Consider the following 16,826-nt stretch of genomic DNA (forward strand, 5'->3'; position numbering starts at 1 on the left):
CCATCCCGCTATCGCGGCTGAACCCCCTACAAGTTTGTGCGGTCCGTAGGCGCAGCTTCAGCCGCGATGCTCTACCATCCGCCGCCTCTCCCCCACGCGGATATTCAGGTATGAAAATCGCCCCGCTGCCGGCCGCCCTGGCCCTGTTTTGCTCCGTCGCCCTTGCCGAAGGCGGCCCCGAAGTAAAAGCCGATGCGCCGCCCAAAGAGCTGGTGACTCAGGTCGACCATCTGGTGGCCGTGTTGCGCGACAGCTTCGCCACCGGCTACCCGGAAGCAACCATGAGCAAAACGCTGACCATCAGCCCAAGCTCGCAACTGACCCTGGCCGTATTCACCGTGGAAGGCTTTTCCATGGGCAACAGCTACAACCAGTACCTGGCCGTGTTCGAACCCGATGCCAATGAAGAAGGCGACGCCCATTACCGCCTGATCGACGTGCTGCAGATTGGCGGCGATAACTTCCGCGCGATTCAGGAGCTGACCGACGCCACAGCCAGCCGCGATGAAAAAACCGGTGTGATTACCCTCAATCTGCCGGCGCTGGCCAATACTGCGGACGACTCGCCCAACTTTCCCACCGAGGCCGTGGTCATTGCCATGCAGCTGGACCATGACCGTCTGGCAGAAGTGAAACCCTGATCCAGCACGTCGGCAAAACGGCGCTAGCCAGCGCAACGAAAGCGACTACTATGCCTAATCGTTGCTGTCCTCCCAGGTGTAAGCACCATGCGTCTTGCTGAATTTATTGTCGCCTCCGTAGACCGCATCGTGGATGAGTGGGAGGCCTTTGCCATGACCATTCGCCCGGCGGCCGACAGCATGAACCGCGTAGAACTGCGCGACCACGCGCGCTCTATTCTGTTGGCCGCGGCCCGCGACATGAGCACCGTACAAACCCCCATGGAGCAGGCTGCCAAGGCCATGGGCGAAGGTCCGGAAAAAACCCCAAGCCTGGATGTGGCCGCCGCCAGCCATGGCGAGTTGCGCCATCAGGTGGGGTTTGACCTGGTGCAGATGACCTCGGAATTTCGCCACCTGCGCGCCAGCGTGATCCGCCTGTGGACCGACAGCCTGGTGCAGATGGAACTGGTGCATATGCGCGACTTGATCCGCTTTAACGAAGCCATCGACGAAGCGCTGGCCGAGTCCACGGCGGCCTATGCCGAACAGGTCAATCACTCACGCGATATCTTTCTCGCCATCCTCGGCCACGACCTGCGTGCGCCGTTGCAGGCGGTGAGCATGTCCAGCGAATTGCTCGCCGGCCGGCCGGGGCTGGACGAAAAAGGCCGCAGCCATGTGCAGCGCATCCGCAACAGCACGCGGCATATGGCTGGCATGGTCAACGACCTGCTGGAATTCGTGCGCAGCCGGCTAGGCAATAGCCTGCCGATTGTGCGCACCTCGATCAGCATGACGGTGTTGTGTCAGGCCGCCATCGACGAGGCCAGCGCGGGGCAGCCGCTAAGCGACCTGCGCTTCGAGGCCATGGGTGAAACCGAAGGCGAGTGGGACCAGGGCCGCATCGAACAGTTGCTGCAAAACCTGATCGGCAACGCCCTGCAACACGGCGCCAGCAACCTGCCCATCACCTTGCGCCTGACCGGCGAGCCGGACAGCGTGACGCTGACCCTGCACAACCACGGCGAGCCGATTGCCGAAAGCGCCATTTCCACCCTGTTCTTCCCGCTGGTACGCAGCACTAGCGACCGCGCCGGGGAAACCAGCCTGGGGTTGGGGTTGTTTATCGTGAACGAGGTGGTGATTGCCCATGGCGGCACGGTGAACGTGGTGTCGAACGATGTGGATGGCACGACGTTTACGGTGATGTTGCCCAAGCATTAAGACCCGCCACCGTCGTCCCCGCGCAGGCGGGGATGACGGCAAACGGGGTGACGGTCCCAGTCAGGGCACCGGCGCGCCATACCCCGCCGAGAACAGCAAGCCCAACACCACCGGCATCACCGCCGCGCTGCCCAGGTTGCCGATCAGCACCAGGGAGGCCACGGTGTGCGGCGCTCGTTGGTATTGCTCAGCGAGCATGTAGTTGAGCACCGCCGGCGGTAGCGCGGCGAATACCCACAGGCAGGCCAGTTGCAGGCCTTGCAGGTCGAACAGCTGAATCAGCGGCCAGGCCAGAATCAACCCACTCAGTGGGCACGCCACAGCGCCAAGCAGGCCGACTTTCCAGGCGCTGAAATCCACATCGAGCATGCGCACGCCCAGTGCGAACAGCATCAGCGGCACGCAGGTGGTGCCGAGCATATTGGCCGACTCGAGAAACCAGTGCGGCAGGTGCAGGCCGGCGAGGTTGAGTGCGAGCCCGGCGATAGTCGCCAGCACCACTGGAATGCGGTACAGGCGCCACACCGGCGTGGCCGGGTCGAGCATGCGCAGGCCGACGGTGAAGTGCAGCAGCATTTCGACGATAAACAGCACCACCGCCGCCGGCAGCGCTTTTTCGCCGAAGGCCAGCACCATCAGCGGGAGGCCCATGTTGCCGGTGTTGTTGAACATCATCGGCGGCAGAAAGGTGCGCCAGTCCAGCTTGAGCAACCGTGTGACCGGCCACAGCAGCAGGCCGGAACCGAGCACGATCACCGCGCCGGCCAGCGCCAGGCTGGTGTAGTCCTGCAGCGCGGCCTTGCTATCGGCCAGCACCGCGAAAATCAGCAGCGGCACCAGCAGTTCCATGTTCAGGGTATTAAGGCCGCGCATATCCGGTTTACGGAAATGGCCGTACAGCGCGCCGCAGCCGGTAATCAGAAACACCGGCAGCAACGTGGAAATAATCTGGGAAAACATTACCGCTCCAGAGAAAGGCGCTTTGGATCGTTAGCTTGGCAAGCATCGTGCCGATGCGCGGAAGCGCTTTCAACCCCTGCTAGCGTGTTAATAGCGTCTAGCCAGCGCCTTGGCGCGCAGGTAGTGGCCTTTTCGACAGCCCGTCGATTTTTTCCCCTGCATCGACGAATGGCGGTCCATCCAAAACTCAGGGGCGTAGAGTCGGACCGCTCTAGCTTGCGGTTTAGCGCTACAAAACGCCCCACAGAGGGCCGACCGCACGCTCGAAAAACAGGTTGCGACCGCGTGCCAACCGCTGTCGCCACAACTGGCCGAGCGCCCCTGCCAGCGTGCACGCCACTCCTCTATACCTGGAGTGAAAGTGATGAACAAACTGAAGGCCAGCCTGCTGGCCGTGAGCGTTTTTGCCTGCGCCGCTGCCCAAGGCCAGGTACTGCAGCGAGAACTGGGCGATTACGCCCTGCAACTGGGCACCACCCCCACCCGCAGCATGGCTCAGGGTCTGGTGCAGCCCGCCCAGAGCGGCACCTTTCAAGGCGGCCTGGACCTCACCCACGACAGCGGCTGGTACCTGGGCCAGTGGTCGCCGAGCATGGGCATCGCCCGTGACAGCCAATTGGAGCTGGACTCCTATAGCGGCTTCAAGCGCCCGTTCAACAACCGCTTCGGTTATGAAATGGGCCTGATCCGCTACAGCCACCCAGGCTTTAGCGCCAATGACAGCAACGAGTACTACGCAGGCTTAACCTTGCTCGACAGCCGCTTCGGCGCCGCCTTCAGCCAGGCCCCAGGCCGCACCGACAGCACCCTGCTGATGGACTTGGCGTTACAGACGACGGTGCCGATAAACCTGTCGATGAAATATGCCAACCACGCCCTGGACGACGCCGTGAGCTACGACGATGGCCGCGCGGTGCGCATGTTCAATGATTGGTCGTTGAACCTGTCGCGGCCTTGGGAGGGTATCAAACTCAACCTCTCCTACAGCGGCTCCAGCCTTAGCGGCCAGCAGTGTGTGGCCTACTCCGGGCACAACGGTTATTGCGAGGACTACGTGATGTTCAAGGCCGAGCGCTCGCTGTTTTAAGCGCCGCGCTTATTCGCCGACAAACCGCCCCAGCTGACTTTTCAGCTGGCGGTTTTCGCGGCGTACTTGCTCCAGGTCATCAAGCAGCTGCAGCGCCAGGGCGATGCCCGACCACTCCAGTTCCAGTTCACGCTGCAACCGCGCGGCGCGTCGGCAGGTGATGAGCGCATGCTGGTCGAACTCCCAGCTATCCGGCCCGCGACCGGTCGGGTCGATGATCCCGTGCTCGACGATTTCAATCAGCAAGGCGGCGGGAATCGCCACGGTCTGACAAAGCTCTTGCATGCCTAATGGGACGCTCATAGTCATTTGCTCCATTCGCTGCGGGGATCGAAGTCGACCTTCTGCGCCAGTTTCTCCCAGAGTTTGCGCGCATCGTCGCTGGTGGTTTTGGGCATCACGACTTTCAGCTGAGCATAGAGGTCGCCACGCTCGCCGGCCTTGTTAGCCAGTCCGCGACCTTTCACGCGCAGGCGCTGGCCGCTCTGGCTGTTGGCCGGAATAGTCAGGGTGATACGGCCGCTCAGGGTCGGTGCTTCAACCTTGGTGCCTAGCGCCGCTTCCCACGGTGCCAGCGGCACGGTGAGGACCAGATCGCTGCCTTGCACGTCGAACAGCGGGTGCGGCGCAAAGCGGATATTCAGGTACAGATCGCCCGCCGGCCCACCAGCCATGCCGGGGCCGCCCTGGCCTTTGAGGCGGATACGTTCGCCGTCGACCACGCCGACCGGAATCTTCACGTTGAGGCTTTTGCTTTGCGCCGGCTGGCCCATGGCACCAGGCAACTGGAAAGAGATTTTCTTCGCCTCGCCGTCCAGGGTTTCCTCAAGAAACACTGGCAGTTCCATTTCCACATCCTGCCCCTTGCGTGCACGGTTACGGGCCTCTTCGGCGCCACCGCCACGGCGGAAGATCGATTCGAAGAAGTCCGAGTAGTCGCCGCCATAGGCATCGGTAAAAGCCCCGGCGCCCGGCTGCCGACCGCGCGGGTGCTCGAACGGCCGGCCGTGCTGACCGTATTTGCGCAGGTCATCGAATTCGGCGCGTTTTTCCGCGTCCTTGAGCACTTCGTAGGCCTCGGCCACTTCCTTGAAGTGCACTTCGGCGTCTTTTTCCTTGCTCACGTCGGGGTGATATTTGCGCGCGAGTTTGCGGTAGGCCGCTTTAATGGCCTTCTCGTCCGCGGTGGGTTCCACACCCAAAATCTTGTAGTAGTCCTTGAAATCCATCGAGCCTCCTTTCACTGCGGGTGAAAACTACTGCGCTCGGTTAAGCGGCGTTGAAAGCCAATTAAAAAATGCTCATTGGCTACAGCCAACTCCGCTTTTTGAATCGACTTTCGCCTTGCTTTCCCTTCGCTCGCTACGTTTTCACACTCTGTGGGGCTTAGCGTAATTGGCTGTCTTTGCTGCCACGGCGGTTATAGCCCGCGTTGGCGGCGTTTTCCTTGTCATGCTCAGCCTGACAAGGGACACACAAACGCACGCCGGGGATGGCCTGGCGCCGTGCTTCGGGGATGGCAGCGTCGCATTCTTCGCAGTGTTTTAGGCTTTCGCCTTTGGGCAGCTGGCTACGGGCACGCGCGATGGCGTCCTCGATGCTGCTGTCGATCTGCTCTTGTACGGCTCCGTCACTTGCCCAACCGCCGGCCATGGTCTGTCTCCCGGTTAGATGTTGCGTTGGGTACAGATATGGGCGCGCGGTCGGCTTTTTACAAGCACGGGCAAGGGGAGAGGGTATGAACGGTCCGGGTTATTCCTTCACTTCCATAAACTCTTTGGCCCAGAGCAGGTAGTCCTCGGGGTGGGTGTATTTGTGCGACAGCTCCGAGGCGCTGAGGTCGGTGGCTACCACCTGGCGTTGCTCGCGCAGGCAGTCGTAGGTGGCTTTGATCGCGGCGAAATAGGCGGCGTGGCCGTCGACCACGATGCGTACGCCGAGACTGGCCAGGCGGATGTCGTCACGCAGCGACGGGTTGCCGTAGGTCACCAGCATGATCGGCACAGTCAGGTGCTGGGCGATCTGTTCCAGATGTTCGAAGTCGGTGATACCGACCATGCAGATGCCATCGGCACCGGCGCTCTGGTAGGCCACGGTGCGGCTGATTACTTCATCCACCGGCAGCACGCCGGCGTTGGTGCGGGCAATGATCGCCAGTTCGGCGTCGACGCGGGCTTCGAGGGCCGCGCGAATTTTGCCGACGCCCTCTTCCACTGGAATCAGGTCGGTGGATTTGCGTCCGAATTGGGCCGGCAGCAGGGTGTCTTCCAGGGTCAGCGCAGCGACGCCGGCGCGTTCCAGCTCCTTGACGGTGCGCATCACGTTCAGCGCGTTGCCGTAGCCGTGGTCGGCGTCGGCGATCACCGGCAGGTTGGCGACGCGGCCGATGCGGGTGGCCTGCTCGACGAACTCGCTGAGGGTGATCAGCGCGAAGTCCGGGGCGGCCAACACCTGCAAGGACGCGACCGAGCCGCCAAGAATGCCGACCTCAAAACCCAGGTCGCCGGCAATGCGGGCGGACATCGGGTCGAAGACCGACGCGGTGTGGTAGCAGAATTCGGAGGACAGCAAGGCACGGAAGGTGCCACGCAGCGCATGGTGAGAGGCTCTGGGCATAGGGATTTTTCCAACAACGGTTTTTTTATAGATGGTATCAGTAATTACTTATACCTTAGCAAGACACGTACCCGATGCGAGGTTAACCCGCGGCCCCTTTCCAGAGCCTTTCAACGGCACGTTGTCGGCATAAAGTGGCGAGATCACGCCGTTTTCGTCGCCTGTAGGGGCGAAAAATCGCCACTACCGGGAACAACGGTTTTCTGCATGCACGCCTAAATCCTATTCAACGGTTTAGCGGTGCAGGCGTGTCGTGCTGCGAATCCCTGCGAAAACGCGAACGCCGACCAAAGCCCCAAAACGGTGCGCAATGCGCGCTCGCGCACCAAATAAAACCTGACCAATGCCCCAGTTTTTACCCCACCCCGCCCACCACGGGCATTCGCGGGTTTGGCACCGCACTTGCTCTGCACCCGTTATTGAATCTGCCGGTACACCGTTATGTTGGTCATCCATTCCCGTATCCAGCCACAAGAGAGCTGGGACGCCGAATTGCATTTGAGCTTTGCTGCGCGCAGCAAAAGTCGTCTGCGCTGTTTCACAGTAGCCGGTGAAGACGTCGGCCTTTTCCTGGAACGTGGCCAGCCGGCGCTGCATGACGGCGAGTGCCTGCAAGCGCAGGACGGCCGCGTGGTGCGGGTGAGCGCCAGCCCCGAACGCCTGCTGCATGTCACCTGCGCCAATGCCTTCGAACTCACCCGCGCGGCTTACCACCTGGGCAACCGTCACGTTGCCCTGCAATTGGGTGATGGCTGGCTGCGCTTGCCGGAAGACTACGTTCTGCAGGCGATGCTGGAGCAATTAGGCGCCACGGTGGAGTTGATCGATGCGCCGTACCAGCCCGAGCAAGGCGCCTATGGCGGCGGCCACCACCACTCCCATGCCGGCGATGAAGAGTTCAGCTACGCGCCGCGCCTGCACCAGTTTGGCGTGCGCACGTGAGCATCAGTCCCTCTCTCTCTAGCCTGAATCCTGCCTGGGCGCTGATGCGCCTGGCCAGCCCGCAGCTGCCGATTGGCGGCTACAGCTATTCGCAAGGGTTGGAGATGGCGGTGGAGCGCGAGCAGGTCTGCGACCCCGATAGCGCGCAGCGCTGGATTGCCGATCAACTGTTGCTGAACCTTGCCCGCTTTGAGGCGCCGCTGTTGCTCGCCCATTGCAACGCCGCAGTAGGCGGCGATTGGCCGGCCCTTGCCCAACTGTGCGAGCAACACCGCGCCAGTCGCGAAACCCGCGAACTGCAGCAGGAAAGCCGGCAAATGGGTTATTCGCTCAAGCAATTGCTGGAAGGTTTGCCGGAGCTGGATGAAGAAGCCCGCACCTTTCTCGCCGGGCAACCCGAGCCGGGTCTGGCGGTGATGTGGGCATTGGCCGCGCGTGCGTGGCAGATCACCCCGCACGACGCCCTCGCCGCCTGGCTCTGGGGATGGCTGGAGAACCAACTGGCGGTGTTGATGAAAACCCTGCCGCTGGGCCAGCAAGCCGCCCAACGCCTGACCTCGCAGTTACTACCGCTGTTGCAGCAAGCCCAGCACGACGCCCTGCACAGCACACCCGAACACTGGGGCAGCGCCGCCTTTGGCCTGGCCTTGGCCAGCATGGCGCACGAGCGCCAGTACAGCCGCCTGTTTCGCTCTTGAACACTGAACACCACAAGGAATCTGCAACGATGAACAGCCAACCTCTGCGTGTCGGTATCGGTGGCCCGGTGGGCTCCGGCAAAACCGCCCTGACCCTGGCCCTGTGCCTGGCCCTGCGCAACCGCTACAACCTGGCCGTGGTCACCAACGATATCTACACCCAGGAAGACGCCCAGTTTCTGGTGCGCAACGAAGCCCTGGCGCCGGAACGCATCATTGGTGTGGAAACCGGTGGCTGCCCGCACACGGCAATCCGCGAAGATGCCTCGATCAACCTGGAAGCCGTTGACCAGCTCAACCGCCGCTTTCCGGGTCTGGATTTGATCATTGTAGAGTCCGGTGGCGACAACCTCTCGGCCACCTTCAGCCCGGAATTGTCTGACCTGACCCTGTACGTGATCGACGTGTCGGCCGGCGACAAGCTGCCGCGCAAGGGCGGCCCGGGCATCTGCAAGTCGGACCTGCTGGTGATCAACAAGGTCGACCTGGCGCCGATGGTAGGTGCCTCCCTGGAGGTGATGGAACGCGACACGAAGAAGATGCGCGGCGACAAGCCATTCGTGTTCAGCAACCAGAAAGTCGGCCAGGGCCTCGACGAAATCATCGCCTTTATCGAAAAGCAGGGCCTGCTGACTGCAGCCTGATTTCTACCTACGCACAACAAAGGAGCTTTTATGAATCTGCGTAAAGCCTTGTTCAGCCTGGCGCTGTTTCTCTCTCCGGCGGTGGCATTCGCTCACCCTGGGCACGATTCGTCCGGCCTGCTCGCCGGCATCGCCCACCCGGTTACCGGCATGGACCATCTGCTGGCCATGCTCGCCGTTGGCCTGTGGGCAGCACAACAAAAAGGCGCGGCACGTTGGGCGCTGCCGCTGACATTCGTAGGCACCATGCTGCTGGGCGGCGTATTGGGTTTTGAAGGGCTGCAATTGCCGTTTATGGAAACAGGGATTGCGGCGTCTGTATTGGCGTTGGGTCTGCTGGTGGCTGTGGCGGTACGTCCGCCGGTTGCCGTTGCCGTTGGCCTGACGGCGCTCTTCGCGCTGGCCCATGGCGTGGCGCATGGCTTGGAATTGCCCGAAGTGGCCAGCCCTTGGGGCTATGCCGCGGGCTTTGTGGCCGCGACCGCCGCACTGCATGCAGTGGGTTATGCGATGGTGCGCGGGTTGCCGACTGCCGCTGCGCCGTTGGTGCGGATGGCGGGGTTGCTGTCGGCTGGCGCTGGGGCGTGGTTGTTGGTGGGCTAAATCAAGTTAAGGCCTATCGAGGCTAAAGCCTCTCCCACAAGAAAGCGCAATTCCTTGTGGGAGGCTTCAGCCTCGATGAAGCAAGCACCGCTTAAACGTGCACCGCGACGCGCAATGCCTCGTAAGAACCTGCCGCAGCAATTCCCACCGCAGCACTCAACTCCAACACGCGCTCCAGATCAGTGGTGTACACCAGCACCGCCTGCATCTCATCGTCCAGCGGCTGGCTGAAGTCCATCAGCACATACCCTTTGGTTTCCGGACTCAGCGCGCTGAGTTGCACCTGAATGCGGTTCATCGCCGTCAGCGGCTCGGTCTTCAGGAGCTGCTTAGGTTTGATATTGAAGGTCACTTCTTTGCCGAAGGAGTCGATGATTTGTTGCAGCAAGTCGGCGTAGGAGTCGGCCTGGAACAGGACGGTTTCCGGCAGGCTGCCGACCACCACCCACTCACCGAGTGGGATGGGGAACGTATCGTCGTAGTTGATATCGGGATTGGCCGCCAGAAAGGCAGCCGGATCAGCGTAGGCTTGCGCCGCTTCGTCGGCGATCTTGTCGATTTCCTCGGCGCCCATGCACCCCGAACTTATTTTGCTGATCAGTTCTACGAGTTGCTCTTTCATGGGCGCGGGTCCTGGCTGTTTTTAAGGGCGCCAAGGATATCGCGAAGGCGCCTGCCCGGCTATTTGGCGAACAGCTGGCTTATGTCCTTGAAGGCCTTGAACTCCAGCGCATTGCCGCAGGGGTCGTAGAGAAACATGGTGGCCTGCTCGCCCACCTGGCCCTGAAAACGAATGTGCGGCTCGATGACAAACATCAGGCCTTTGTCCTCCAGGCGCTTGGCCAACTGCTCCCATTCGGCCCAACCCAGTACCACGCCGAAATGCGGCACGGGTACGTCGTGGCCGTCCACTTCGTTGGTCATGACGCTTTCTTGCGTCGAGGTTTTCGGGTGTTCGTGGATGACCAGTTGATGGCCGAAGAAATTGAAGTCGACCCATTTTTCGCTGGAGCGGCCCTCAGCCAGACCAAAAGTTTCACCATAAAACTGCCGCGCGGCGGGCAGATCGAACACGGGAATAGCCAAGTGGAACGGGGAAAGACTCATGCGGTGTGCCTCGAAACAGACGTGAAAATAACTGCTCGCGAGTGAGTCTAGCCCTGTAGTTATTAATTAAAAGTCGGTATTTTTTGCGCCGAGCACAAATTATTTCGATCAAATAAGGCAACGCGATGCTGCGCGAACTGAAGACCTTTATCGCCGTGGCGCGGCACGGCACCTTTGCCGCAGCCGGGATGCATATCGGCCTGACGCAATCGGCCGTCAGCGCGCAGATGCGCAACCTTGAGCGGGCGCTGAACCAGCAACTGTTCGATCGCACCGGGCGCCAGGCCATCCTCAATGCGGCCGGTAAGCGCGCGCTGCCGATGGCAAACGAGATGCTCGAACTGTTCAGCCGCATGGCCACTGTGGAAGAGCCCGGCGAATGCAGCGGCGAACTGCGCATTGGCGCCATTGCCAGCGTGCAGACAGGTTTGCTGCCGGCGGCCTTGCTGCGCTTACGCCAGGCCGCACCGCGAGTAGAGCCTAAGTTGGTGCCAGGCGTTTCGCTGAATCTGCTCAGCCTTGTGGATGCTGGCGAAGTGGATGTCGCCATTCTGATTCGACCGCCCTTCCCGCTACCCAAGGAGCTGCACACTCAGGTGCTTCGCCAGGAGCGGTTTGTATTAGTAGTGCCGCAGGAGATGGAGGGCAGCGACCCGCTGGAGATTCTGCGTGAGCAGCCGCTGGTGCGTTACGACCGGACCTCGTTTGGCGGGCGCCTGGTTAGCCGCTTCTTGCGCGAACAACGCCTGGATGTGCAGGTGGCACTGGAGTTGGACGAGCTGGATGGGATTGTGAAGATGGTGGAGTGCGGGCTCGGGGTTTCATTGATTCCGCTGGCCGGGCTGTGGCTGGAGTTGGGCGCCAAGGTGCGAATCATTGAATTGGGGGAGCTGACTTTTTACCGGGAGCTGATTTTGTTGCTGCGGCATAGCCAACGCAATTTGCCAATTCACCAGCTGTTCAGCGACTGCATTCAATCGGACTAAACCACAGCCCATAAAAAAACCCGGCTGAGTTGGCCGGGCTTTTCAGGTGAGGTAACGCGGACCATCAAGCCACACGGTTGGCACCGGTACGATCAGCGCCACCTTCAGCTACGCGGTTAGCGCCGGTACGATCTGCACCACCTTCGGCTACGCGGTTGGCGCCGGTACGATCTGCACCGCCTTCGGCTACGCGGTTGGCTCCGGTACGGTCTGCACCGCCTTCAGCTACACGGTTGGCGCCGGTACGGTCTGCACCACCTTCAGCTACGCGGTTGGCTGCGGTACGGTCTGCACCACCTTCGGCTACGCGGTTGGCTGCGGCGCGGTCTGCACCACCTTCAGCGACCATGGCGGAATGACCTACTACAGCGTCAAAAGTGAATTGTGGCTGGTCAGAAGGAAGAGCGAATACACTGGCGGACAGGCTGGCCAGGATGAGGCTGGCGAATACTTGGCTTTTCATTTGTGGGCTCCTTGCGGGGGGCTGGTAAGTGGGTACGGAGCCTATGGTACTCACTGAGATTTCTGGCAGAAGTGAAAGGACGCGATAGTAACCATCGATACGAATGATTGCTAAATAAGTTTAATTAAATCAGCTATTTACGCCAACCAATCACACAACGAAAGCATTTTTGGCGCGTAAGAAACGCCCTCAAATAGCGCCCGCCTCGGCTATTTCGCCTCTTTTTCTAGCAAAACACGCTTGCGCTCCACACCCCATCGATAGCCCGAAAGCCCGCCGTCATTTCGCACAACGCGGTGACAAGGCACAACCACCGCCAATGCATTGGCAGCACACGCACTGGCTACAGCACGCACCGCCTTAGGTGAACCTATTCGCTCGGCAACGTCGCGGTAACTGGCAGTTTGTCCGGCTGGAATGGATTGCAAGGCTTGCCATACGCGCTGCTGAAAGGCGGTGCCGCGGATATCCAACGGGAGGTCCAGCCCTTTGGCCGGAGCTTCGACAAAGACGATGACTTCGCTGAGTGTTTGGGTGAATTCGAGATCACCTAGCTCCAGAGTTGCACGTGGGAAACGTCGCAGGAGATCGCTTTCCAGCTCCTCAGGGTTTTCGCCAAAGAGAATCGCGCAGATTCCTCGATCACTGCGGGCTACCAGGAGTTCACCCAGTGAACAGCGGCCAATTGCATAGTGGATACGCACGTTAGAGCCGCCTTCTTTGTAGGCCTTCGGGGTCATGCCGAGCAGCTTGTCCGCTACCGTGTAGAACCGGCCGCTGGAGTTGAAGCCTGCTTCGTAAAGGGCATCGGTGACTGTCTCACCTTGCTGCAGATTGCTACGCACGCGGGCAGCGCGCTGGGCGTCGGCATAGCCTTTGGGCGTGACACCGGTGATGGATTTGAACAGGCGGTGGAAGTGATATGAGCTTAGGCCGACTTGCGCGGCGAGTTCGTCCAGGGAGGGCGGCGTTTCGGCCTCTGCTATCAAGCGACAGGCTTGCTCGACCAGCAGTTGATGCTCTTGCGCTAAAGAAGCCTGATGGGGCTTGCACCGCAAGCACGGGCGGAAACCAGCGTCTTCGGCGGCTTCACAGCTGCCGTGGAACTGCACATTTTCGGGTAGCGCCTGACGAGCCGAACACGAAGGGCGGCAATAGACGCCAGTGGTTTTCACTGAGTAGACGAATTGGCCATCGAGCGCATTGTCGCGAGCCTGGATGGCAGACCAACGTGGGTCATTAAGCGTTTGCGCAGCGCGCGCTTGCTTGGTGGGCAAAGACGTCATCGGTCTAACTCGAAAGTGAGAACTGGCTTTACGGTAACAGCTGATTCAACGCCTTACTTGCCACATCTTGCTTTCAAATCCCCCACTCAATGCGCTGGCGTCTCGCGCTCAGAGGCTTGATGCCCTAGCCGTGACTCTTTGATTGTTTGGTGGCGCCAGGGCTAGCCACACACATGCTATTGCATGAAGCCTTTGTCGCGTTGGTATTGGCTAAGTGCAGCTGGCGTCGGCGCGCTGACTTTTCTCGGCGCAAAAACAAACCCCCACTCGCTTGCGCGAATGAGGGGTTTGGAATTTAAGCTTGACGATGACCTACTCTCACATGGAGAAACTCCACACTACCATCGGCGATGCATCGTTTCACTACTGAGTTCGGGATGGGATCAGGTGGTTCCAATGCTCTATGGTCGTCAAGCAATTCGGGTGGAGTCTCGCTTACGCGTTACTCCAAATTGGGTATGTGTTTTTCAGATTCGGTAATTTGTGTGTTGCGAATTTTCGGTTCTTTCGTCTTCACACCGTCAATCTGCGATTAAGCAAATTGCTTGGGTGTTATATGGTCAAGCCTCACGGGCAATTAGTATGGGTTAGCTCAACGCCTCACAACGCTTACACACCCCACCTATCAACGTCGTAGTCTTCGACGGCCCTTCAGGGGACTCAAGGTCCCAGTGAGATCTCATCTTGAGGCTAGTTTCCCGCTTAGATGCTTTCAGCGGTTATCTATTCCGAACATAGCTACCCGGCGATGCCACTGGCGTGACAACCGGAACACCAGAGGTTCGTCCACTCCGGTCCTCTCGTACTAGGAGCAGCCCCTCTCAAATCTCAAACGTCCACGGCAGATAGGGACCGAACTGTCTCACGACGTTCTAAACCAGCTCGCGTACCACTTTAAATGGCGAACAGCCATACCCTTGGGACCGGCTTCAGCCCCAGGATGTGATGAGCCGACATCGAGGTGCCAAACACCGCCGTCGATATGAACTCTTGGGCGGTATCAGCCTGTTATCCCCGGAGTACCTTTTATCCGTTGAGCGATGGCCCTTCCATACAGAACCACCGGATCACTAAGACCTACTTTCGTACCTGCTCGACGTGTCTGTCTCGCAGTCAAGCGCGCTTTTGCCTTTATACTCTACGACCGATTTCCGACCGGTCTGAGCGCACCTTCGTACTCCTCCGTTACTCTTTAGGAGGAGACCGCCCCAGTCAAACTACCCACCATACACTGTCCTCGATCCGGATAACGGACCAGAGTTAGAACCTCAAAGTTGCCAGGGTGGTATTTCAAGATTGGCTCCACAAGAACTGGCGTCCTCGCTTCAAAGCCTCCCACCTATCCTACACAAGCAAATTCAAAGTCCAGTGCAAAGCTATAGTAAAGGTTCACGGGGTCTTTCCGTCTAGCCGCGGATACACTGCATCTTCACAGCGATTTCAATTTCACTGAGTCTCGGGTGGAGACAGCGCCGCCATCGTTACGCCATTCGTGCAGGTCGGAACTTACCCGACAAGGAATTTCGCTACCTTAGGACCGTTATAGTTACGGCCGCCGTTTACCGGGGCTTCGATCAAGAGCTTCGCGTTAGCTAACCCCATCAATTAACCTTCCGGCACCGGGCAGGCGTCACACCCTATACGTCCACTTTCGTGTTTGCAGAGTGCTGTGTTTTTAATAAACAGTCGCAGCGGCCTGGTATCTTCGACCGGCATGGGCTTACGCAGTAAATGCTTCACCCTCACCGGCGCACCTTCTCCCGAAGTTACGGTGCCATTTTGCCTAGTTCCTTCACCCGAGTTCTCTCAAGCGCCTTGGTATTCTCTACCCAACCACCTGTGTCGGTTTGGGGTACGGTTCCTAGTTATCTGAAGCTTAGAGGCTTTTCTTGGAAGCATGGCATCAACCACTTCGCGCTCTAATGAGCACTCGTCATCAGTTCTCAGCCTTAACCGCCCGGATTTACCTAAGCAGTCAGCCTACAACCTTAAACTTGGACAACCAACGCCAAGCTGGCCTAGCCTTCTCCGTCCCCCCATCGCAATAACTAGAAGTACAGGAATATTAACCTGTTTTCCATCGACTACGCTTTTCAGCCTCGCCTTAGGGACCGACTACCCTGCGTCGATTAACGTTGCGCAGGAAACCTTGGTCTTTCGGCGTGGGTGTTTTTCACACCCATTGTCGTTACTCATGTCAGCATTCGCACTTCTGATACCTCCAGCAAGCTCTCAACTCACCTTCACAGGCTTACAGAACGCTCCTCTACCGCATCACCTAAGTGATACCCGTAGCTTCGGTGCATGGTTTGAGCCCCGTTACATCTTCCGCGCAGGCCGACTCGACTAGTGAGCTATTACGCTTTCTTTAAAGGGTGGCTGCTTCTAAGCCAACCTCCTAGCTGTCTAAGCCTTCCCACATCGTTTCCCACTTAACCATGACTTTGGGACCTTAGCTGACGGTCTGGGTTGTTTCCCTTTTCACGACGGACGTTAGCACCCGCCGTGTGTCTCCCGTGCTCGCACTTGTTGGTATTCGGAGTTTGCATCGGTTTGGTAAGTCGGGATGACCCCCTAGCCGAAACAGTGCTCTACCCCAACAGTGATACACGAGGCGCTACCTAAATAGCTTTCGAGGAGAACCAGCTATCTCCGAGCTTGATTAGCCTTTCACTCCGATCCACAGGTCATCCGCTAACTTTTCAACGGTAGTCGGTTCGGTCCTCCAGTTAGTGTTACCCAACCTTCAACCTGCCCATGGATAGATCGCCCGGTTTCGGGTCTATACCCAGCGACTAAACGCCCTATTAAGACTCGCTTTCGCTACGCCTCCCTATTCGGTTAAGCTCGCCACTGAATATAAGTCGCTGACCCATTATACAAAAGGTACGCAGTCACCCAAAAAGTGGGCTCCCACTGCTTGTACGCATACGGTTTCAGGATCTATTTCACTCCCCTCTCCGGGTTCTTTTCGCCTTCCCTCACGGTACTAGTTCACTATCGGTCAGTCAGTAGTATTTAGCCTTGGAGGATGGTCCCCCCATATTCAGACAAAGTTTCTCGTGCTCCGTCCTACTCGATTTCATTGATAAGAGATTTTCGCGTACAGGGCTATCACCCACTATGGCCGCACTTTCCAGAGCGTTCCGCTAATCTCAAATCAACTTAAGGGCTAGTCCCCGTTCGCTCGCCACTACTAAGGGAATCTCGGTTGATTTCTTTTCCTCAGGGTACTTAGATGTTTCAGTTCCCCTGGTTCGCTTCTTACACCTATGTATTCAGTGCAAGATACTTAACTTATGTTAAGTGGGTTCCCCCATTCAGACATCTCCGGATCAAAGTCTGTTTGCCGACTCCCCGAAGCTTTTCGCAGGCTACCACGTCTTTCATCGCCTCTGACTGCCAAGGCATCCCACCGTATGCGCTTCTTCACTTGACCATATAACCCCAAGCAATCTGGTTATACTATGAAGACGACATTCGCCGAAAATTCGAAATACTCTTGATCTCTCAAGAGAACTCACAAATTTTACCTTAGCCTGGAAATAAACACCAGTGAAAGTGCTATCCAGTCTATCTTTCTATCA

At 58.8% G+C, this 16,826-nt stretch carries 17 protein-coding genes and 2 rRNA genes; 8 read left to right on the top strand and 11 right to left on the bottom strand.

Translation table 11 applies throughout. The annotated features are described in order from the left end of the window. Positions 1–110 precede the first annotated feature (110 nt). Together AC0V2S_RS11850 and AC0V2S_RS11855 are read left to right on the top strand one after the other, a co-directional pair. Positions 111–641: a hypothetical protein gene (locus AC0V2S_RS11850; RefSeq protein WP_475509914.1), complete on the top strand. Its 531-nt coding sequence runs from the start codon at positions 111–113 to the stop codon at positions 639–641. 87 nt (positions 642–728) lie between these two features. After that, positions 729–1,847, top strand: a complete 1,119-nt coding sequence (locus AC0V2S_RS11855) for a sensor histidine kinase (protein ID WP_475509915.1) — start codon at positions 729–731, stop codon at positions 1,845–1,847. 60 nt (positions 1,848–1,907) lie between these two features. On the opposite strand, the gene AC0V2S_RS11860 is transcribed toward AC0V2S_RS11855, so the two are convergent. Then, positions 1,908–2,807 (bottom strand): AEC family transporter, encoded by a 900-nt coding sequence (locus AC0V2S_RS11860; protein WP_475509916.1) that lies wholly within the window; start codon positions 2,805–2,807, stop codon positions 1,908–1,910. Between the two features lie 364 nt (positions 2,808–3,171). Between AC0V2S_RS11860 and AC0V2S_RS11865 the strand changes: the two genes are divergently transcribed. Next, the gene (locus AC0V2S_RS11865; protein WP_475509917.1) at positions 3,172–3,894 is read left to right on the top strand and encodes a TorF family putative porin; all 723 of its coding nucleotides are present in this window, start codon (positions 3,172–3,174) and stop codon (positions 3,892–3,894) included. A 9-nt stretch (positions 3,895–3,903) separates the two neighbouring features. Here AC0V2S_RS11865 and AC0V2S_RS11870 read toward each other — a convergent pair whose 3' ends face one another. The 4 genes from AC0V2S_RS11870 to AC0V2S_RS11885 form a co-directional block, all read right to left on the bottom strand. Next, positions 3,904–4,203 carry a chaperone modulator CbpM gene (locus AC0V2S_RS11870; RefSeq protein ID WP_475509918.1) on the bottom strand — a complete coding sequence of 100 codons (300 nt, stop codon included), beginning with the start codon at positions 4,201–4,203 and terminating at the stop codon, positions 3,904–3,906. Continuing rightward, positions 4,200–5,123, bottom strand: coding sequence for a DnaJ C-terminal domain-containing protein (locus AC0V2S_RS11875; protein ID WP_475509919.1), 924 nt, complete (start codon positions 5,121–5,123; stop codon positions 4,200–4,202). Before AC0V2S_RS11875 ends, AC0V2S_RS11870 begins: the two co-directional genes overlap by 4 nt. 157 nt (positions 5,124–5,280) lie before the next feature. Then, positions 5,281–5,547, bottom strand: coding sequence for a DksA/TraR family C4-type zinc finger protein (locus tag AC0V2S_RS11880; RefSeq protein WP_475509920.1), 267 nt, complete (start codon positions 5,545–5,547; stop codon positions 5,281–5,283). 99 nt (positions 5,548–5,646) lie between these two features. Beyond that, on the bottom strand, positions 5,647–6,510 hold the full coding sequence (locus tag AC0V2S_RS11885; RefSeq protein WP_475509921.1) for an isocitrate lyase/PEP mutase family protein: 864 nt from the start codon (positions 6,508–6,510) through the stop codon (positions 5,647–5,649). Positions 6,511–6,951: 441 nt separating this feature from the next. Between AC0V2S_RS11885 and ureE the strand changes: the two genes are divergently transcribed. The 4 genes from ureE to AC0V2S_RS11905 are packed head-to-tail and all read left to right on the top strand — an operon-like array spanning position 6,952 to position 9,397. Further along, the gene (gene ureE, locus AC0V2S_RS11890; RefSeq protein ID WP_475509922.1) at positions 6,952–7,452 is read left to right on the top strand and encodes an urease accessory protein UreE; all 501 of its coding nucleotides are present in this window, start codon (positions 6,952–6,954) and stop codon (positions 7,450–7,452) included. 23 nt (positions 7,453–7,475) lie between these two features. Continuing rightward, the gene (locus tag AC0V2S_RS11895) at positions 7,476–8,150 is read left to right on the top strand and encodes an urease accessory protein UreF (protein ID WP_475509931.1); all 675 of its coding nucleotides are present in this window, start codon (positions 7,476–7,478) and stop codon (positions 8,148–8,150) included. Positions 8,151–8,179: 29 nt separating this feature from the next. Continuing rightward, positions 8,180–8,794, top strand: a complete 615-nt coding sequence (ureG, locus tag AC0V2S_RS11900) for an urease accessory protein UreG (protein WP_475509923.1) — start codon at positions 8,180–8,182, stop codon at positions 8,792–8,794. 30 nt (positions 8,795–8,824) lie between these two features. Beyond that, positions 8,825–9,397: a HupE/UreJ family protein gene (locus AC0V2S_RS11905; protein ID WP_475509924.1), complete on the top strand. Its 573-nt coding sequence runs from the start codon at positions 8,825–8,827 to the stop codon at positions 9,395–9,397. A 91-nt stretch (positions 9,398–9,488) separates the two neighbouring features. On the opposite strand, the gene AC0V2S_RS11910 is transcribed toward AC0V2S_RS11905, so the two are convergent. Continuing rightward, a complete protein-coding gene (locus AC0V2S_RS11910) occupies positions 9,489–10,019 on the bottom strand; it encodes a hypothetical protein (protein ID WP_475509925.1) in 531 nt (176 codons plus the stop codon). A gap of 59 nt (positions 10,020–10,078) precedes the next feature. Beyond that, on the bottom strand, positions 10,079–10,504 hold the full coding sequence (locus AC0V2S_RS11915; RefSeq protein WP_475509926.1) for a VOC family protein: 426 nt from the start codon (positions 10,502–10,504) through the stop codon (positions 10,079–10,081). A 125-nt stretch (positions 10,505–10,629) separates the two neighbouring features. On the opposite strand from AC0V2S_RS11915, the gene AC0V2S_RS11920 reads away from it, so the two are divergent. Continuing rightward, positions 10,630–11,490 (top strand): LysR family transcriptional regulator, encoded by an 861-nt coding sequence (locus AC0V2S_RS11920; protein ID WP_475509927.1) that lies wholly within the window; start codon positions 10,630–10,632, stop codon positions 11,488–11,490. Between the two features lie 64 nt (positions 11,491–11,554). Here the strand turns inward: AC0V2S_RS11920 and AC0V2S_RS11925 are convergent, their stop codons facing one another. The 4 genes from AC0V2S_RS11925 to AC0V2S_RS11940 form a co-directional block, all read right to left on the bottom strand. Continuing rightward, positions 11,555–11,953: a phage infection protein gene (locus tag AC0V2S_RS11925; RefSeq protein ID WP_475509928.1), complete on the bottom strand. Its 399-nt coding sequence runs from the start codon at positions 11,951–11,953 to the stop codon at positions 11,555–11,557. Between the two features lie 209 nt (positions 11,954–12,162). Continuing rightward, positions 12,163–13,239, bottom strand: a complete 1,077-nt coding sequence (ada, locus tag AC0V2S_RS11930) for a bifunctional DNA-binding transcriptional regulator/O6-methylguanine-DNA methyltransferase Ada (protein WP_475509929.1) — start codon at positions 13,237–13,239, stop codon at positions 12,163–12,165. Between the two features lie 299 nt (positions 13,240–13,538). Next, positions 13,539–13,654: ribosomal RNA gene (gene rrf / locus AC0V2S_RS11935) — 5S ribosomal RNA — on the bottom strand. A 141-nt stretch (positions 13,655–13,795) separates the two neighbouring features. Beyond that, positions 13,796–16,678, bottom strand: a 23S ribosomal RNA gene (locus AC0V2S_RS11940). Positions 16,679–16,826: the final 148 nt, after the last annotated feature.

The sequence above is a fragment of the Pseudomonas sp. CC11G genome, from assembly GCF_056174845.1.